This window comes from Pseudomonas extremorientalis, assembly GCF_001870465.1.
GTDB lineage: Bacteria > Pseudomonadota > Gammaproteobacteria > Pseudomonadales > Pseudomonadaceae > Aquipseudomonas > Aquipseudomonas extremorientalis.
The window spans coordinates 43,474-60,888 of record NZ_MDGK01000060.1 but is presented as its reverse complement, the minus strand read 5'-3'; the positions used below and the strand labels follow the sequence as shown (position 1 = coordinate 60,888).

Genomic DNA, 17,415 nt, shown 5'->3' with positions numbered 1-17,415 from the left:
GTAATTTAAAGAGGCGCGGGTGGGCAGCCGGTGAAATCCATGTGAAAAATTTGCGTGGCCTTGGGCGGTAGCCGTTATTCTCGATGGCCGCCCATCAAACGAGTGTTGTCATGTTGCAGGTGCAAGGTGTGACCAAAAGCTATGCCACCCCCCAGGGGCCTTTGGCAGTGTTGGCCGGTGTCGATCTGCACCTGGGCCGGCGCAGCAGCCTGGCGCTGATGGGCGAGTCGGGCAGCGGCAAGAGCACCTTGCTGCACCTGGTGGCCGGGCTCGACCGTGTGGATGGCGGCAGCATCCGGGTGGGCGAGCAGCGCCTTGACCAACTGAGCGAAGCGCAGCTGGCCCATTGGCGACGTACCGAAATCGGTCTGGTGTTCCAGCAGTTCAACCTGATCGGCAGCTTGCCGGTCGAGGATAACCTGGCGTTCCAGGCGCGGCTGGCGGGGCGCTTTGACCCGCAGTGGCAGGCGCAATTGGTCGAGCGCCTGGGCCTGGGGGATTTGCTCAAGCGCTACCCGGAACAACTCTCCGGCGGCCAGCAGCAACGGGTGGCGGTGGGGCGCGCATTGGCGTCACGCCCGGGCCTGTTGTTGGCCGACGAGCCCACCGGCAACCTGGACGAGGCGACCAGCGACGAAGTGCTGCAACTGTTGCTGGACCTCTTGCGCGACAGCCCCACCAGCCTGTTGATGGTCACCCACAGCCCGCGCATCGCTGCACGACTGGACCGGCAGGTGGTGTTGCAGCGTGGGCGCGTCCTAGCCGCAGGCGCCGCCTGAGATGGCGGTATTTCAGTGGACCTTGCGCGCATTGCTCAGCCACTGGCGACGGCATCCCGTGCAGTTTTTCAGCGTGCTCACCGGCCTCTGGCTGGCCACCGCGCTGTTGATTGGCGTGCAAGCCCTCAACAGCCAGGCGCGAGACAGCTATGCCCGCGCCAGCCAATTGATCGGCGGCGAACCCCAGGCCAGCCTCGGTGCGCCGGACGGGGCGAGTTTCCCCCAGGCGGTCTTCGCTCAATTGCGCCGCGCTGGCTGGCCGGTGTCTCCGGTGGTCCAGGGGCGGGTGCAGCTCAAGGGGCAGGAGGATGTACGCCTGCAGTTGATGGGCATCGATCCGTTGTCGTTGCCCGGCAGCGGCGCCGTGGCGGGGCAGCGCTTGAGCCAGGCGCAGATGCTCGCGTTTTTTGATCCGCCGGGGCGTACCTGGATCGCGCCGCAGACCTTGCAGGTCTTGGGGCTGCGCGAAGGCCAGCAACCGACCACTGTGGGCGGCCGCACACTGCCGCCATTGCAAGCCCAACCAGACATGGCGCCCGGCCTGTTGCTCACCGACATCGGTTTTGCCCAGCCTGTGCTGGATATGTCTGAGCGCCTGTCGCGGCTGCTGGTGGACAAGCCATTCGCCGCCAGCCAACCCACGCCGCCCGCCGGGTTGCAACTCAAGCAAGGCGAGGACAATAACCTCGCTCGCCTCACCGAGAGCTTTCACCTGAACCTCGACGCGCTGGGCTTCCTGTCCTTCGTGGTGGGGCTGTTCATCGTGCATGCCGCCATCGGCCTGGCCCTGGAGCAACGGCGCGGGCTGCTGCGCACGTTGCGCGCTTGTGGGGTCAGCGTGCGCCTGCTGATTGTGAGCTTGAGCGTGGAATTGGGCGTGCTCTCGCTGCTCGGTGGTGTGCTGGGCGTCGCCAGCGGCTACCTGTTGGCCAGTCTGCTATTGCCCGATGTGGCCGCCAGCCTGCGTGGCTTGTATGGCGCTGAAGTACCGGGACAGTTGAGCCTCAGCCCGTGGTGGTGGGGCGCGGGGCTGGGCTTGAGCCTGCTCGGTGCGGTGCTCGCCGGTGCCGGCAGCCTGTGGCGGGCGGCGCGCCTGCCCTTGCTGGCGCTGGCCAACGCCCAGGCCTGGCATGAAGCTCACGGGCGCTGGTTGCGTCGTCAAGCGTGGGTGGCCGCGGCTGCGTTGCTGATCGCCGTGCTGGCGCTGTGGCTGGGTAACAGCCTGGCTGCCGGCTTTGTACTGATGGCGGCATTGCTGCTTGGCGCCGCCCTGGGGTTGCCGGTGCTGCTCAACGGCCTGCTCAAGGCCGTGTTGGGGCGTAGCCGTTCGGTGCTCGGCCAGTGGTTTCTCGCCGACTGCCGCCAGCAGTTGCCGGCCTTGAGCCTGGCCCTGATGGCGCTGCTCTTGGCCCTGGCTGCGAACATCGGCGCGGGCTCCATGACCTCGGGTTTTCGTCATACCTTCAACAACTGGCTGGAGCAGCGCCTGACTGCCGAGTTGTATCTCAACCCACAAAGCCCTGCCCAGGCCGAACAACTCGGCACCTGGCTGGCGCAACAGCCGTTAGTGCAGGCCGTGCTGCCCACCTGGCAGGTCGCCGTGCAAGTGCAGGGCTGGCCGGCGGACCTGTTTGGCGTGGTCGACGATCCCACCTACCGTCAGCATTGGCCGCTGCTGGAGGCCACGAGCGAACCCTGGGACCAGTTGCAGAAGGGCAACACCTTGATGCTCAGCGAGCAACTGGCGCGCCGGCTCGGGGTGAAACTGGGCAATGCCGTGAACATCCCCACGCCCCAGGGTGTGTGGTCGCCGAAGGTGGTGGGGATTTACGCCGATTACGGCAATCCCAAGGGGCATGTGCTGGTCAACTCACAACATCTGCTGGCGCACTGGCCGACGCTGTCACCGGCGCGTTTCAACCTGCGGGTGTCACCGTCGGACGTGGCGCCGCTGGTACGTGAGGTGCAGCGCGCCTTTGTCCTGGACGACAGCCGTATTGTCGATCAAGAACAACTCAAGGGCTGGTCGAGCCAGGTGTTCGAGCGCACCTTCGCCGCCACCGCTGCCCTGAACAGCCTGACCTTGGGCGTGGCCGGCGTGGCGTTGTTCATCAGCCTGTTGACCCAGAGCCAGAGCCGCCTGGGCCAGCTCGCACCGCTGTGGGCATTGGGCGTCACGCGTCGGCAATTGATGCTGCTCAACCTCGGCCAGACCTGGCTGCTGGCGGTGCTCACATTGGTGCTGGCCGTACCGCTCGGCCTGCTGTTGGCGTGGTGCCTGGATGCGGTGATCAACGTGCAGGCGTTTGGTTGGCGCCTGCCATTGCAGGTGTTCCCGTGGCAGCTGGCGCAATTGCTCGGGCTGGCGATGCTGGCGACCCTTCTGGCGTCGGCCTGGCCGTTGTGGCAGTTGTACCGCAGCCGTCCTGCGGATTTGTTGAGGACGTTTGCCCATGAAGATTAAGCCCCTGTTGGTGGCGTGCCTGTTACTGGCTGCTTGCGACAAAGTGCCTGCGCCACAGGAAAGCTTTGCCGGCCTGGGCAGCGACGCGGCGGACTTTGCCCAGGTGGTACCGGGCAAGGTGTTCAGCTTCCCCGAGGATCATGGCCCCCATGCGGACTTCCGTATCGAATGGTGGTACGTCACGGCCAATCTCAAGGACGCGCAGGGTAATGTATTTGGCGTGCAATGGACGTTGTTTCGCAATGCACTCAAGGCCGGTCCGGTGCAAGCAGGCTGGCATGACGCCACCGTGTGGCTCGGCCACGCGGCCGTCACGTCCGCCACCCACCATTACGCCGCCGAGCGTTACGCACGCGGTGGCGTCGGCCAGGCCGGGGCCCAGGCAGTGCCGTTCAACGCCTGGATCGATGATTGGAATTTCGCCACCCGCCCGGGTGCACTGGGCGCCTTGTCGGACATGCAACTCAAGGCCAGCGGTGCGCAATTCGCCTACGACCTGCACCTGACATCCAGCCGTCCATTGGTGCTGCAGGGCGACAGCGGTTACAGCCGCAAATCCGACCAGGGCCAGGCCTCGTACTACTACAGCCAACCGTTTTTCAACGCCAGCGGCAGCGTCAGCCTTGATGGCCGGGTGTATCAAGTCAGCGGCCCGGCCTGGCTCGACCGCGAATGGAGCAGCCAACCGCTGACCGCCAGCCAGACCGGCTGGGACTGGTTTTCCCTGCACCTGGACCGGGGCGAGCAATTGATGTTGTTCCGAGTACGGCAAACCGATGGCGCGTCCTACCTGACCGGCACCTGGATTGATCGCGAGGGCCATACACAAACCCTGCACAACGCGGATATCCAACTGACGCCGCTGGAAACGACGGCCATAGAAGGGCGCAAGATCCCCACCCGCTGGTCGCTGAAAATCCCCGGCAAGCAGCTGGATATCACTACGCAAGCAGTCAACCCGAATGCCTGGATGAACCTGAGTATTCCGTACTGGGAAGGCCCGGTGCAGTTCGAGGGTGGGGTGGGTTACCTGGAAATGACCGGGTATTAGGGTTGTTTCCGTAGGCTGTATTTCTTTGCTGCGTAGGCAGCTTCCCAAATGTAAATCGCCCCCCCTGGACGTGTGTCCGGGGCCTAGGCGCTTGCTTATATTTCGACGCCATCTTCATTGCTCACCGGATGTGAGGCATGGCGCAAAGCTTTATCAACGACCGCGCGACAGACTATCAGAGCTTGAAAAACCGACTGATGGGCGGCGCCCCGGGCCGCCAGCGTTCCGCTCATTTTGACGTGCTGAATAGGCACCTGCGCCCCGGTTTGGTGGCGCCGGGACAACTGGTGATTATTCCCGACAGCCACAGCGTGAATTGCTCGGTCGAGGAGGCCTGGTTGATGCGGCATGCCGAGGAGGTAAGTCGTCACTTGCAGAGGCGTGCAGCGGTCGGTACGGAGGTGATCGACAACTATGACTTGCTGCAGAGTTTCATGGCGAAGGGCTCGGTAGGCATCGGCAGTGCGACGTCGGCCTGGGCGCGACATCTGGATGACGTGGCGCAGACGCTGGAGGAGATCGAGCGGTTGCATCAGCGCTTGAAGGACGGTGCGTTGGACAGGACGGCGTTTATCCAGCGGCGCCAGGCGTTGTTCCGGCGGTTGGAGGTGCAACTGCAAGGCGCGGCGCGGTTGGGGACGGGGTTGCAGGGTAATGAGTCGTTGAAAAAGGTGTTGGGCCTGTCGACCAAGAGCTATCTGCATAAAGGTGAGATTGCGGGGTATGCGAAGCGGATGCGGGAGATTGCGCAGATGTCGAAGTGGTTGGGTAAAGGGACTTATGTGGGGCTGGCGCTGGACGTGGGGGTGGCGGGGTTGGAGATCAGGGAGGCATGTGTGGCGGGGCGGGAGGCGCAGTGTAGAAGGGCGAAGTATGTGGAGGCGGGGAGGTTGGCAGGTGGAGTCTCAGGAGCTGCCTTTTTCGGAAGAATCGGTGCAGGAGCCGCTCGTAGGGCATGCACAATGTTCCTAGGCATTCGCATGAAGGGAACAGGTGAACTCGCCTGCGGAATTATCGGAGGCTCAGCGGGAGGGTATGTGGCAGGTGATAGGGTCGGTAGTGCTGGGGCGCTTTTGGGAGGAAAGATCATGGACGCCGATGGGGATTTGATATTCCTACCTGAGGGAACCTAACCATGGATTTTTTTCTCATCTACTCCATCGTGTTGTTTGTCGGGACGTTTGTTGTCTTGGGACTGATGATTTTTGCGGAATATGCAAAGCTCGATGAGGTGGAAAGTTATTTCCGTCAGAACGAAAGGGTCCTAGACAATAAGCGATTTTGGAAGCGAAACCAGTGGATCGACAGGCAATATCGCATGTTGCTTATTTCCGAGTTCTTCTCAGACTCAAAGCGCCATGTGGAGGCCGGTATTGTGACGGAGGCTGAATTAGCGTCAGTTCCTTTGGCGCTCAGGCGTTGGATGGTGTGGCCTTATAAAGTTGGCTATATCTGGGCCTTCGGTACAGCTATCTGGAGCTTCTGGCGCTGGTGGTGCGACATCCCCACTCCATAGAAATTGAAATTTCTTCAAAAAAATACTGTACATCCATCCAGTCATATCCTACATTCCATCCCAGGTGACCGGACGTCACCTGAGCTTCACTTTTTAACTATGGATGGATAAAAAATGAAATCGAAAAAAGCCTTTATGCTGGGCGCGGCCATGGCGGCCTCCTGCTTCGTTTCGGCCTTCGCCCTGGCCGAGCAATACCCTCACCTGGCTGCACAAGCCGTTCAAACTGACATCAAGCAAAGCCTCAAAGCCGCCGGTATAGTGCCGGCCACCAAGGCCCCAGCGACGCTCAAGCAGCAACTCAAAGCGGGTGCTCAACTGAAAAAACCGGCGTTCGCCGCCAAGGCCCAGGCCGATTCGGTGGTGGAAGATCATGCCGCTCCGGCGCCGGTAACCCAGGTCAAGAAAGCCGATGCCCAGGCAGCGGCCGCCGTGCAGGCGGCACTGGTCCAGGGCTGTGAAACCACGCTGGATGTGAACCAGTTGTACACCATCAATGGCGTACAGACCGGTGACCTGCTGTGCTACCACTTCAACCTGCCACAGAAGGCGCGCATCAACGCGTTGCTGGTGGGTCAGACCGCAGGCACCGACATGTCGTTGACCCTGTTCCAGGACGATGGTCAAGGCAATCCGCTCCCGCTGGGCACCTCCAATAATCCAGGCACGGGCGATGAAAGCCTGAGCGGGGTGGTGCCTGCCGGTGACTACTACTGGTTCATGGAAGCCAACGCAGCGGTGCAGGGCTCCAGCTTCCAGTTCGGTGTGGCGGTGGATGCCAACATCGATGCCTATGAACCTAATGACACGCCCGACACGGCGTTTCAACTGCCGGATACCCTGAACTACATCAAAGGCAACGCTGACAGCCTAGACGATGTCGACTACTTTGATTTCACGGCGGTCCGTGGCCAGAGCGTAGGCATAGCCCTGACGGCCGACGCGGCCAGTGGCAGCACCCGTAACAAGTGGATCCTTGAGCGTTTCGATGGCAGCCAGTGGGTCACCGTGGGTGCGAATGTCGTGTCGACGTCGATCCCGAACCCGGGTGTCGGTGGGGTAGTCAAGGTGCGTGTTCGTCCGAACCAACACCCGAATGAGCCTTGGAGCGCAACGGGCAAATACAACCTGTCCTTCGGTTCCAACCCTCGGGTCAACAGCCCTGATGTAAAAGGCGAAGGCAACGTGTTGCGCATCCCTTACTCCGCGTCCGACGTGGGGTATGGCTACATGACCACCCAGGCCTATCGCGACCTGACCTGGACCATGGGGCTGTCGGACAGCACCGGCGCACCGCTGGTGGGGCTGCACCCGATCGTCTACCTCGACCAGCACATCAACCCCGACACCGGTGCTATCGTCTACAAAGGGTATTCGGCGGCTACCAACAGTGCCGGTCAGGCGAGTGGCACGATCAACGTGGGCACCTGCTTCGGTGACTTCCAGACCACCTTTGTCGACTACGCCCAGGGCTACAAAAACACTTGGCGTACCGACTTCAACTACGGGGTATGGCGCATGGAAGTGCTGGAATACCCAGGTATCGGCGTCGGTGGTGATAACACTGAGTTCGTCAGCTTTGGCCATCTGTGCAAGCAGACCCTGCTCAGCAGCACCAAGAGCTAAGCGTGTTTAACCAGTAACCACCAGGGCATACAGGCCGCGCGCCTGTATGCCCTTTTTGCGTCAGGGCGCCAACGCCTGTGCCAACGGCAACCGCGCCATGCTCGTGCCCTTCAACGAGCCCAGGTACAACCACTCGCCATATTCCCGAGCGGTAGTAATGGGCGAGTAATTCCCCGCGCTGCCATCCTGCAAATTGGCAATCACCTTGCCTTGCGTATCCAACCCCAGCACAAAGGCTTTGCGCTCGATCGGCTTGGGCACCACCATCAACGCCCGCACCATCACTTTGCGCAGCAAGGGGTAGCCGGCGAAGCTGTCCAGCAACGGGTTACGCGGTGAATACAGTGCTACCCAGAAACGGTCCTGGCCGTTGAAACTGAGGTTGTCCGGCAGGCCGGGCAGGTTGTCGATAAACAGGTCATGGCTGCCGGCACGTTCGCCCTTGAGCCAATACCGGCTGATGCGATAGGCGCCGGTCTCATTGACCAGTACGTAATGTTCATCCGGGCCCAGGGCCACGCCATTGGCGAATTGCAGCTGGTCGAGCAGCACCTCGGTGGTGCCGTTGCTGAAGTCATAGCGCAGCAACCGGCCATCGCCACCATGCTCGATCACCGCTTCGCCGTCCTGGCCGTAACCCCAGCGGCTCGATGCATCACTGAAGTAGGCATAACGCCCGCTGGCGTCCACGGTGACGTCATTGGTGAAACCGAAGGGGACGTTATTGGCACCCGTGCTCAAGGTAGTGAGTTGGCGGTTTGCATCCAGGGCGAGCAGGCCCTTGATGCCATCGGCAATGATCAAGCGCCCATCCGGGTGCAGCGCCAGACCCAGGGGCCGCCCGCCGGTGTCGGCCAGCACCTCCAGGCTGCGGCTGTCGGGCGCGGTGCGGATGACGCGCCCGTCATGCAGGCCGCTGATCAGATAACCCTGTGCATCCAGCAGCAACGCCTCTGGCCCGGCGATGTCCTGGGCGCCGATCTTCTGCACGCCCTTGAGGCGCTGGTTTTCGGCGTAGGGGCCGTCCTTCATCGACGGTGGCTTGGGCGGTGTCCAGTTCACCGGTTGCACTTTGGTGGGCATCAGCAGCAAGAAGACGATCACCAGCAGAAACAGTACAAACAACAGATGACGCAGTTTTTTGGGACGGGTACTCATGACGATTCCTGGTTGTCGTGGGGGCCCGGCTCCCAGTACAGGGTGCCGAACAGGTAATCCATCAGCGGGAGGACGATATTGAAATTGCGCCCCTGCATCAGCTCACGGCGGTGATGCAGGGCGTGCAACTGGTGCATCTGGCGGATCCACGGCATGCGTGCCACCGGGTGGTCGGCGGGCAGGTGCTCACAGGCGTGAAACAATTCGTAAAGCAAATACCCGAGGATCATGCACCCGGCGAACAGGCCGGCGACGTTGGGGCTCAGTTGCTTGATCAACCACCACGCGGGCAGTGTGATCGCCAGGCTGTGCAACACGATCAGCCAGGCCGGGAACAGGATGACGCGCCAGTCCCGGGGGCTGTCGTAGGTCATGTGGCCGGGGGTGAAAAAGCTGTGGTGATCGCCAGTATGGCGCGCATAAAACAGACGGGCCAAGGCGTGTTTGTGGTGGCCAAGGTGGCGGTGCACCAGGTAGATACACAGGTTGAAGAACACCAGCGTCGCCGGCACGGTCAGCCATTGCAGAGCAGTAATGTGATGTGTCGATGACCAGGCCAGGCTGATGCACACAATGCCGTAGCCGAACACGAAACCGGCGTGAAGCCAGGGGTTGTAGTGGGGCGCGACGTGGGCGCGGTAACGGGCGCGAAAGGTCTCGGTGGGATGGGCCATGGCGGGCAGCTCGGTATTTTTTATTGGAGGCTGAGCTTAGTTGGTACTCAAGATTGTGCGAGGTTTTGTGGTGCACACATGAACACGTGTGGGAGGGGGCTTGCCCCCGATGGTGGCGGGTCAGTCACTTACATCGCCAACTGACACTCCGCCATCGGGGGCAAGCCCCCTCCCACATTCCGACCGAAGCCGACCAGTGGCCCCTTGCGTCACGCGAATTTCCTTGTTAGCTTCTCGCAAAATGTTAACGATAACATTTGCTCTAACAATAAAAACAAAACAGAGAACCACGCCATGAAAATGCTCCCGAAAACCCTGTGTTTATTGGCTGTAAGCATCACCCTCGGCACCGCTGCCCCTGCTTTTGCCGACGCCGCCAAGCCGATCCGCATCGGCGCGTCCTTCCAGGAAATCAACAACCCCTATTTCGTCACCATGAAAAACGCCCTGGAAGAAGCCGGGGCGAGCATCGGTGCGAAACTGATCATCACCGACGCCCGCCACGACGTGTCCAAGCAGGTCAGCGACGTCGAAGACATGCTGCAAAAAGGCATCGATATCCTGCTGATCAACCCCACCGATTCGGTCGGCGTGCAATCGGCCGTCAAATCCGCCCATGCCGCCGGTGTGGTGGTTGTCGCGGTCGATGCCCAGGCGGATGGCCCGCTGGATTCCTTTGTCGGTTCGAAAAACTTCGACGCCGGCTTCCAGGCCTGTGAATACCTGGCCAAGAGCATCGGCGACAAAGGCAACATCGCCATCCTCGACGGCATCGCCGTGGTGCCGATCCTGGAGCGTGTGCGCGGTTGCAAGGAAGCCGTGGCCAAGCACCCGGCCATCAAGATTGTCAGCATCCAGAACGGCAAGCAGGAGCGCGACCAGGCGCTGACCGTCACCGAAAACATGCTGCAGGCGCAACCGACGCTCAACGGTATTTTCAGCGTGAATGATAACGGCTCCCTCGGCGCACTCTCGGCCATCGAAGCCAGCGGCCTGGACGTGAAACTGGTCAGCGTCGACGGCGCGCCGGAAGCGATCAAGGCGATCCAGAAGCCGGGCAGCAAGTTCATCGCCACCTCGGCGCAATACCCCCGCGACCAGATCCGCCTCGCCCTGGGCATTGCCCTGGCCAAGAAGTGGGGCTCGCAAGTGCCGGCCACCATCCCGGTGGACATCACCTTGATCGACCGGGACAAGGCCAAGGATTTCAGCTGGTAAATCACCCAGGCCCCACGCCGTCCGTGGGGCTTGCGGTCTCCTTCTGAATACGAGGTCGGCGGTATGAGCAGTCTTCTGAAGCTTGAAAATATCTGCAAGCGTTACCCGGGCGTACAGGCCCTAAAGTCCATCAACCTGCAGGTCGAGCGCGGCGAGATCCATGCCTTGCTCGGCGAAAATGGCGCGGGCAAATCGACCCTGATGAAGATCCTCGGCGGCGTCGAGCATCAGGACGAAGGCCAGATCCTGATCGATGGCCAGGCCCGGCAGTTCGCCACCTACCGCGATGCAATCGCCGCTGGCATCGGCATCGTGTTCCAGGAATTCAGCCTGATTCCCTACCTCACGGCAGTGGAAAACATCTTCCTCGGCCATGAGCTCAGCAACCGTTTCGGCCTGCTGCGCAAGCGCGAAATGGTCGAGGCCAGCGAGGCCTTGTTTAAGCGCCTGGGCGTGGCCATTGACCTGCAATGCGCAGTCAAGCACCTGAGCGTGGCCGAGCAGCAGTTTGTCGAAATCGCCAAGGCCCTGGCCCTGGATGCGCGCCTGCTGGTGCTCGACGAACCCACCGCCACCCTCACGCCCAGCGAAGCCGAGCTGCTGTTCGAGATCATGCGCGAGCTCAAGCGCCAGGACGTGGCAGTGATATTCATCTCCCATCACCTGGAGGAGATTTTCCAGGTGTGCGACCGCATCAGCGTGTTGCGCGACGGCGGCAATGTCGGCGTCACCGAGGTGGCCGACAGTGACATCGACCGCCTGGTCGAGATGATGGTCGGGCGGCGCCTGGAATGCAGTTTTCCGCCCAAACCGAGCGGCGCACGCGGCCCGCTGTTGCTGGAGGTCAGGGACATCCAGCTGGTGCGCAACGGGCCCCGCAACAGCTTCCAACTGCACAAGGGCGAGATCCTCGGTTTTGCCGGTCTGGTCGGCTCCGGTCGCACCGAACTGGCGCTGGGCATGATGGGTGCGCTGCCGTCGGTGAGCAAAGACGTGTGGCTGCGCGGTGAGAAAATCACCCTCGATGACCCGGCGCAAGCGCTCGCCCACGGCATCGGCCTGCTGCCGGAAAGCCGCAAGAGCGAAGGGCTGATCACCGATTTCAGCATTCGTGAAAACATCTCGCTGAACAACCTGCCCAAATACCAGAACGCTTCGGGCCTGATCGACAAGGCCAGGGAAAGCGCCAGCGTCGAAGACCTGATGCGTCAGCTGTCGATCAAGGCCCCCAGCGGCGAAAGCCGGGTGTTCAACCTCAGTGGCGGTAACCAGCAGAAGGTGGTGATCGCCCGCTGGATCAACCACCACTGCGACGTGCTGGTGTTCGACGAACCCACCCGTGGCATCGACGTGGGGGCCAAGGCGCAGATCTACGCGCTGATGCGCAGCCTCACCGAACAGGGCTACGCAATCATCATGATTTCCTCCGAGTTGCCGGAAGTCATCGGCCTGTGCGACCGCGTCGCCGTGTTTCACAAGGGCGCCATCGTCAAGGTACTCGAAGCGTCCGCCGTCAATCCTCAAGAGGTCATGCGCCATGCAACAGGGGGCTCAAGTGAATACGTCCATTAACACCGTCGACAGCAGTCGGCTGCGCCTGAACCTGGCGCGGCTGGTGCGCTCGCCGGCGTTCTACCCGTTCGTGGGGCTGGTGGTGGTGACCCTGGTGATGATCCTGGCCAGCGACACCTTCCTCACCGCCAGCAACCTGTCGAACATCGCCCGCCAGGTGTCGATCAACGCGATCATCGCGGTGGGCATGACCTGCGTGATCCTCACCGGCGGCATCGATCTGTCGGTGGGGCCGGTGATGGCGTTGTCCGGTACGCTCACCGCCGGGTTGATGGTCGCGGGCCTGCCGCCGGGCCTGGCGATTGGCGCGGGGATGTTGATCGGCGTGGCCTTCGGCGTCGGCAACGGCCTGTTCGTCGCCTACCTGCACATGCCGCCGATCATCGTGACCCTGGCGACCATGGGCATCGCCCGGGGCCTGGGCCTGATGTACACCGACGGCTACCCGATTTCCGGGCTGCCGGAGTGGTTCGGCTTCTTTGGTCGCCAGAGCCTGTTTGGCATCGAAGTGCCGATCCTGATCATGCTGGTCACCTACGCCGCCGCCTATGTGCTGCTGCAACACACGCGCATCGGCCGCTACATCTACGCCATCGGCGGCAATGAAGAAGCGGTGCGCTTGTCCGGCGTGCGCGCCGCGCGCTTCAAGTTGCTGGTGTATGGCATCAGCGGCCTGACGGCGGCGATTGCCGGGCTGGTACTCACCTCACGCCTGATGAGCGGCCAGCCGAATGCCGGCGTGTCGTTCGAGCTGGATGCGATTGCCGCCGTGGTACTCGGCGGCGCGTCGATTGCCGGCGGGCGCGGGGTGATCGTTGGCACTTTGCTCGGCGCCATGCTGCTCGGCGTGCTGAACAACGGCCTGAACATGCTTGGCGTTTCACCCTACGTCCAGAGCGTGATCAAGGGCGGGATCATTTTGCTGGCGATTTTCATCAGCCGTCAGCGCCACAAATAAACTCCTAACAAGCACAGGACTCCACACCATGGACAAGCACACCGACATGCAAGCCGTCGTCTGCCACGGCCCCAAGGACTATCGCCTGGAACGCATCGGCAAACCCCAGGCCCGCGTCAACGAACTGGTGATCCGCATCGCCGCCTGTGGCATCTGCGCCAGTGACTGCAAGTGCCACTCGGGCGCCGCGATGTTCTGGGGCGGCGACAACCCCTGGGTCAAGGCGCCGGTGGTACCGGGGCACGAATTTTTTGGTTATGTGGTGGAAGTGGGCGAGGGCGCCGCCGAGCACTTTGAGGTCGCGGTCGGCGACAAAGTGATCGCCGAGCAGATCGTGCCCTGTGGCAAGTGCCGCTTCTGCAAATCCGGCAAGTACTGGATGTGCGAAGTGCACAACATCTTCGGCTTCCAGCGTGAAGTGGCCGAAGGTGGCATGGCCCAGTACATGCGCATTCCCAAGACCGCCATCGTGCACAAGATTCCCGAGTCGGTGTCGCTGGAAGACTCGGCGCTGGTGGAGCCGATGGCCTGCTCGATCCACACCGTCAACCGTGGCGATATCCAGCTCGATGATGTGGTGGTGATCGCCGGTGCCGGCACCCTCGGCCTGTGCATGGTCCAGGTCGCCGCGTTGAAGACCCCGAAGAAACTGGTGGTGATCGACATGGTCGACGAGCGCCTGGAACTGGCGAAGCAATTTGGCGCCGACGTGGTGATCAACCCGGCCCGCGACAACGCCCGCGAGATCATCAATGGCCTCACCGACAACTACGGTTGCGACGTCTACATCGAAACCACCGGCGTACCGGCCGGTGTCACCCAGGGCCTGGACCTGATCCGCAAGCTCGGGCGTTTTGTCGAGTTCAGCGTGTTCGGCGCCGAGACCAGCGTCGACTGGTCGATCATCGGCGACCGCAAGGAACTGGACGTCCGCGGCGCGCACCTCGGCCCCTATTGCTACCCGATCGCCATCGACCTGTTCGAGCGCGGCCTGGTCACCTCCAAAGGCATCGTCACCCATGACTTCCCGCTGGACGACTGGGCCGAAGCCTTCGAGCTGGCCAACTCGACCAAGTCGATCAAGGTGCTGTTGAAGCCGGTGGTTTGAGGATGAATTACGTGATGGGGGTCGACATCGGAACCCAGAGCACCAAGGCGCTGCTGGTGGATGGTCACGGCACGATCATCGCCCAGCACAGCCAGGGGTATCGCGTGGATACCCCGAAAGTGCGCTGGGCCGAACAATGGCCGCAGGTCTGGCTGGACGCGGTCGAGATCTGTGTGGCGCAGTGCATGGCCAAGGCCGGCGTGGCGAAAGACCAGGTCAAGGCGTTGTGCATCAGCAGCCTGTACGGCGGCTCGGGGATTGCGGTGGATGCGCAGCTCACACCGGTGCACCCGTGCCTGATCTGGATGGACCGCCGCGCCGGCGAGCAGGTGGCCTGGGTGCGTGAGCATGTGGACCTGGAGCGCCTGTACGAGGTGACCGGCAACGCGGTGGACAGCTACTACGGTTTCACCAAGATGCTCTGGCTCAAGCAGCACCAGCCCGAGGTGTGGGCGAAAACCCGCTACCTGCTGCCACCGAACAGCTACCTCAACTGGTGCTTCACCGGTGAGTTGGCGGTGGACCACAGCAGTGCCGGCAACATCGGTGGCGTCTACGACGTGAAGACGCGTGGCTGGTCTGGCGAAATGCTCGATGCATTGGGCATACCGCCGGCGATGATGCCGGAGCGCCTGGTGTATTCCGGGGAGGTCGTCGGTGGGTTGCTGGAGGGGTGGGCTGCGCGTCTGGGCCTGCAGGCGGGGACACCGATCCTGGCCGGTGGCGTCGATGCGGCCATGGCAACCTTGGCGGCGGGAGTGACTCAACCAGGCAATCATGTGGCAATGATCGGCACCAGCATGTGCTGGGGGTACCTCAACCAGCAGGTGGATGCACACCATGGCCTGGTGAGCATGCCCCACGTCTACAACGGCCACCGCGACCTGTATATCTTTGGCGGTGCGATCACCGCCGGGGCTTCGGTGAGCTGGTTTCGCGAGCAGTTCTGCCAGGCCGAAGAGCAGCAGGCCAAGGCCAGCGGCCAGGACAGCCTGGCGTTGCTGGAACAGCGTGCGACGCATATCCCGGCGGGCAGCGAAGGGTTGTTGTTCCTGCCCTACCTGATGGGTGAGCGCAGCCCGGTGTGGGACGACCGCGCCAGTGGCAGTTTTGTCGGCTTGAACCTGTATCACAGCAGAATCCACCTGTACCGCGCAGTGCTGGAAGGGGTGAGTCTTGCCCTGCGGCACAACATCGAAGCGGGCACGCGCGGCGCGCATTCCCTGGACCCGCGCTTGATCGTGGTGGGCGGGGCGAGCCATTCGGACCTGTGGATGCAGATCATCGCGGACGTTACGCGGTATCCGGTGTACACCATCGTGCAGGAGGTTGAGGCGGCGTTGGGCGCGGCGTTGCTGGCGGCACATACGGTGGGGTTGGTGAGCGATGGGGAGATGGACAAGGGCTGGGTACAGCTGGAGTTGCGAGCCGAGCCCAAGGCGGAAAATGTCGAGGCGTACGACCGTGCGTTCGGCGAATACCTGGAGCTGTATCCGGCCCTGAAACCGATCATGCACAGCCTGCAGGATAACTGAATGAACGCAGCCTTCGACTTCACCCATCACCGCATCCTCGTCACCGGCGCCAGCAGTGGCATCGGCCGTGAAATCGCCTTGCAACTGATTGCCAGCGGCGCCGATGTGTTTGCCCTCGGCCGCGACGCCCAAGCCTTGGCCGAACTCGGCTGCCATAGCCTCTGCCTGGACATCGCCGACAGCGCCGCCCTCGACAATGCCCTGCAAGACCTGCCGCCGCTGCACGGCCTGGTCAACTGCGCGGGTATCTCGCGCCTGGAGCCCGCCGCTGCCATCAGCGCCGAGGCGTTCGACCAGGTGATGCAGGTCAACGCCCGCGCCGCCGCGCAGGTCGCCAGCCGCGTGGCGGCAAAAATGATCGAAGCGCAGATCGCCGGCAGCATCGTCAACGTCTCCAGCCAGGCGTCATTGGTGGCGCTGGACGATCACCTTGGCTACTGCGCCTCCAAGGCGGCGCTGGATGCGATCACCCGTGTGCAATGCGCCGAGTGGGGCCGCTTCGGCATTCGCGTCAACAGCGTCAACCCCACGGTCACACTCACGCCGATGGCAGCCATGGCGTGGTCCGCGCCGGCCAAGCGCGACCCGGCGCTGGCGGCAATTCCCTTGGGGCGGTTTGCTGAAACTGCGGAAGTGGCCCTGCCGGTGCTGTTCCTGCTGAGCCGCGCGGCCAGCATGATCAGCGGCGTCAGCCTGCCCATCGACGGCGGCTATACCAGCCGCTAGCCGTTTTCCAACTGGCCGGCGATGACCACCTTATCCCGGAGCTTGCCCGGGTCTTCGAGACGGTCAAGCAGCAGGCGTACCGCGCTGCTGCCGGCCAGGGACGCGTCGTGGGCCACGCAGGCGATGGGTACGCCGAAAATATCGGCGAAGGGCAGGCGGTCGATGCCGCAGATGGTCAGGCTGTCGTGGGGGATATTGTGCATGCGCAGCGCACGCAGGGCGCCGAGGGTGATCAACTGGTTGAACCCCATGATCGCGTCCGGCGCCGAGTGTTCGGCCAGGTAGTCGAGGGTGTGCAGGTAGGACGGCATCAGCGTGTAGTCGCCGGCCTGCACTTCGACCTGCACCTGCGGGTGTTCGGCCAGCACTTCACGCAGGCCTTTGAGGCGCTCCACAGTGATGCGTGAATGTTCGGGGCCGGTCAGCACCAGCAGGCGCCTGAGGTCGGGCGTCTGGCGCAGCAGGTAGTGCGCGGCCTGGATGCCGCTGTGGTAGTTGTCGAGCACCACGCGGCTGAACGGACTGTCGTGGATCGTGCGGTCGAGCAGCACCACCGGGGTCTTGCCGTTGGCCAGGCGTTCCAGGTAGTCGGGCTGGTAGCCCGGCTCATCCGAGACCGGCGACAGGATGATCCCCGCCACGCGGTAGCCCAACAGGGTGTCCACGGCCTTGCTTTCCAGTTCTTCCAGCTCATCGGTGTCCACCAGCATGATGGTGTAGCCGTGCTGCTTGGCCTCGCGGGAAATTGCCTTGATCATTTCGCTGTAGAACGGGTTGTCTACCGAGGCGGTGATCACGCCGATGATCAGGCTTTCGCTGCGCTTGAGGCCGCGGGCGAATGCGTTGGGCACATAGTCCAGCTCCCGCGCCACTTCGAGGATGCGCGCCAGGGTGGCCGGCTTGACCAGGTCAGGTTTGCTCAGCGCCCGGGACACCGTGATGGTGGTCATGCCGACCTGTTTGGCGATGTCGCTGATGGTGACGGACTTTTTCTTGTTCATCGGTAAGGCTGCAAAAGGAAACACCCGCA

General features: G+C 62.5%; 15 protein-coding genes. 12 read left to right on the top strand and 3 right to left on the bottom strand.

Translation table 11 applies throughout. The features are described from left to right. Positions 1 to 110: 110 nt before the first annotated feature. The 6 genes from BFN10_RS26035 (at position 111) to BFN10_RS26010 (ending at position 7,436) form a co-directional block, all read left to right on the top strand. On the top strand, positions 111 to 779 hold the full coding sequence (locus BFN10_RS26035) for an ABC transporter ATP-binding protein (RefSeq protein WP_071492127.1): 669 nt from the start codon (positions 111 to 113) through the stop codon (positions 777 to 779). A 1-nt stretch (position 780) separates the two neighbouring features. Beyond that, positions 781 to 3,243, top strand: coding sequence for an ABC transporter permease (locus BFN10_RS26030; RefSeq protein ID WP_071492126.1), 2,463 nt, complete (start codon positions 781 to 783; stop codon positions 3,241 to 3,243). Further along, positions 3,233 to 4,294: a lipocalin-like domain-containing protein gene (locus tag BFN10_RS26025; RefSeq protein WP_071492125.1), complete on the top strand. Its 1,062-nt coding sequence runs from the start codon at positions 3,233 to 3,235 to the stop codon at positions 4,292 to 4,294. The genes BFN10_RS26030 and BFN10_RS26025 overlap by 11 nt, the downstream gene beginning before the upstream one ends. 137 nt (positions 4,295 to 4,431) lie before the next feature. Further along, positions 4,432 to 5,427: a hypothetical protein gene (locus BFN10_RS26020; protein ID WP_071492124.1), complete on the top strand. Its 996-nt coding sequence runs from the start codon at positions 4,432 to 4,434 to the stop codon at positions 5,425 to 5,427. 2 nt (positions 5,428 to 5,429) lie between these two features. Next, positions 5,430 to 5,810 (top strand): hypothetical protein, encoded by a 381-nt coding sequence (locus tag BFN10_RS26015; protein WP_071492123.1) that lies wholly within the window; start codon positions 5,430 to 5,432, stop codon positions 5,808 to 5,810. Between the two features lie 114 nt (positions 5,811 to 5,924). After that, positions 5,925 to 7,436 (top strand): hypothetical protein, encoded by a 1,512-nt coding sequence (locus BFN10_RS26010; protein ID WP_071492122.1) that lies wholly within the window; start codon positions 5,925 to 5,927, stop codon positions 7,434 to 7,436. A gap of 60 nt (positions 7,437 to 7,496) precedes the next feature. On the opposite strand, the gene BFN10_RS26005 is transcribed toward BFN10_RS26010, so the two are convergent. Then, positions 7,497 to 8,594 (bottom strand): SMP-30/gluconolactonase/LRE family protein, encoded by a 1,098-nt coding sequence (locus BFN10_RS26005; RefSeq protein ID WP_071492121.1) that lies wholly within the window; start codon positions 8,592 to 8,594, stop codon positions 7,497 to 7,499. Then, positions 8,591 to 9,268: a sterol desaturase family protein gene (locus BFN10_RS26000; protein WP_071492120.1), complete on the bottom strand. Its 678-nt coding sequence runs from the start codon at positions 9,266 to 9,268 to the stop codon at positions 8,591 to 8,593. Before BFN10_RS26000 ends, BFN10_RS26005 begins: the two co-directional genes overlap by 4 nt. A gap of 294 nt (positions 9,269 to 9,562) precedes the next feature. Between BFN10_RS26000 and BFN10_RS25995 the strand changes: the two genes are divergently transcribed. The 6 genes from BFN10_RS25995 to BFN10_RS25970 all read left to right on the top strand — a co-directional run bounded on the left by BFN10_RS25995 (position 9,563) and on the right by BFN10_RS25970 (position 16,385). Further along, a complete protein-coding gene (locus BFN10_RS25995) occupies positions 9,563 to 10,486 on the top strand; it encodes a substrate-binding domain-containing protein (protein WP_071492119.1) in 924 nt (307 codons plus the stop codon). Positions 10,487 to 10,549: 63 nt separating this feature from the next. After that, the gene (locus BFN10_RS25990) at positions 10,550 to 12,058 is read left to right on the top strand and encodes a sugar ABC transporter ATP-binding protein (RefSeq protein WP_071492118.1); all 1,509 of its coding nucleotides are present in this window, start codon (positions 10,550 to 10,552) and stop codon (positions 12,056 to 12,058) included. After that, positions 12,024 to 13,016, top strand: coding sequence for an ABC transporter permease (locus tag BFN10_RS25985; RefSeq protein ID WP_071492117.1), 993 nt, complete (start codon positions 12,024 to 12,026; stop codon positions 13,014 to 13,016). The genes BFN10_RS25990 and BFN10_RS25985 overlap by 35 nt, the downstream gene beginning before the upstream one ends. 28 nt (positions 13,017 to 13,044) lie before the next feature. Next, positions 13,045 to 14,124 carry an alcohol dehydrogenase catalytic domain-containing protein gene (locus tag BFN10_RS25980; RefSeq protein WP_071492116.1) on the top strand — a complete coding sequence of 360 codons (1,080 nt, stop codon included), beginning with the start codon at positions 13,045 to 13,047 and terminating at the stop codon, positions 14,122 to 14,124. A 2-nt stretch (positions 14,125 to 14,126) separates the two neighbouring features. Further along, positions 14,127 to 15,659: an FGGY-family carbohydrate kinase gene (locus BFN10_RS25975; RefSeq protein WP_071492115.1), complete on the top strand. Its 1,533-nt coding sequence runs from the start codon at positions 14,127 to 14,129 to the stop codon at positions 15,657 to 15,659. Next, entirely contained in the window at positions 15,660 to 16,385 is a 726-nt protein-coding gene (locus BFN10_RS25970; protein WP_071492114.1) for an SDR family oxidoreductase, read from the top strand. On the opposite strand, the gene BFN10_RS25965 is transcribed toward BFN10_RS25970, so the two are convergent. Continuing rightward, on the bottom strand, positions 16,382 to 17,386 hold the full coding sequence (locus BFN10_RS25965) for a LacI family DNA-binding transcriptional regulator (protein WP_071492113.1): 1,005 nt from the start codon (positions 17,384 to 17,386) through the stop codon (positions 16,382 to 16,384). The genes BFN10_RS25970 and BFN10_RS25965 overlap by 4 nt on opposite strands. Positions 17,387 to 17,415 lie beyond the last annotated feature (29 nt).

Bases quoted from the DNA above. Each gene is read 5' to 3' on its own strand.
- BFN10_RS26035 (WP_071492127.1), top strand. From the start codon at position 111: ATGTTGCAGGTGCAAGGTGTGACCAAAAGCTATGCCACCCCCCAGGGG.
- BFN10_RS26030 (WP_071492126.1), top strand. From the start codon at position 781: ATGGCGGTATTTCAGTGGACCTTGCGCGCATTGCTCAGCCACTGGCGA.
- BFN10_RS26025 (WP_071492125.1), top strand. From the start codon at position 3,233: ATGAAGATTAAGCCCCTGTTGGTGGCGTGCCTGTTACTGGCTGCTTGC.
- BFN10_RS26020 (WP_071492124.1), top strand. From the start codon at position 4,432: ATGGCGCAAAGCTTTATCAACGACCGCGCGACAGACTATCAGAGCTTG.
- BFN10_RS26015 (WP_071492123.1), top strand. From the start codon at position 5,430: ATGGATTTTTTTCTCATCTACTCCATCGTGTTGTTTGTCGGGACGTTT.
- BFN10_RS26010 (WP_071492122.1), top strand. From the start codon at position 5,925: ATGAAATCGAAAAAAGCCTTTATGCTGGGCGCGGCCATGGCGGCCTCC.
- BFN10_RS26005 (WP_071492121.1), bottom strand. From the start codon at position 8,594: ATGAGTACCCGTCCCAAAAAACTGCGTCATCTGTTGTTTGTACTGTTT.
- BFN10_RS26000 (WP_071492120.1), bottom strand. From the start codon at position 9,268: ATGGCCCATCCCACCGAGACCTTTCGCGCCCGTTACCGCGCCCACGTC.
- BFN10_RS25995 (WP_071492119.1), top strand. From the start codon at position 9,563: ATGAAAATGCTCCCGAAAACCCTGTGTTTATTGGCTGTAAGCATCACC.
- BFN10_RS25990 (WP_071492118.1), top strand. From the start codon at position 10,550: ATGAGCAGTCTTCTGAAGCTTGAAAATATCTGCAAGCGTTACCCGGGC.
- BFN10_RS25985 (WP_071492117.1), top strand. From the start codon at position 12,024: ATGCAACAGGGGGCTCAAGTGAATACGTCCATTAACACCGTCGACAGC.
- BFN10_RS25980 (WP_071492116.1), top strand. From the start codon at position 13,045: ATGGACAAGCACACCGACATGCAAGCCGTCGTCTGCCACGGCCCCAAG.
- BFN10_RS25975 (WP_071492115.1), top strand. From the start codon at position 14,127: ATGAATTACGTGATGGGGGTCGACATCGGAACCCAGAGCACCAAGGCG.
- BFN10_RS25970 (WP_071492114.1), top strand. From the start codon at position 15,660: ATGAACGCAGCCTTCGACTTCACCCATCACCGCATCCTCGTCACCGGC.
- BFN10_RS25965 (WP_071492113.1), bottom strand. From the start codon at position 17,386: ATGAACAAGAAAAAGTCCGTCACCATCAGCGACATCGCCAAACAGGTC.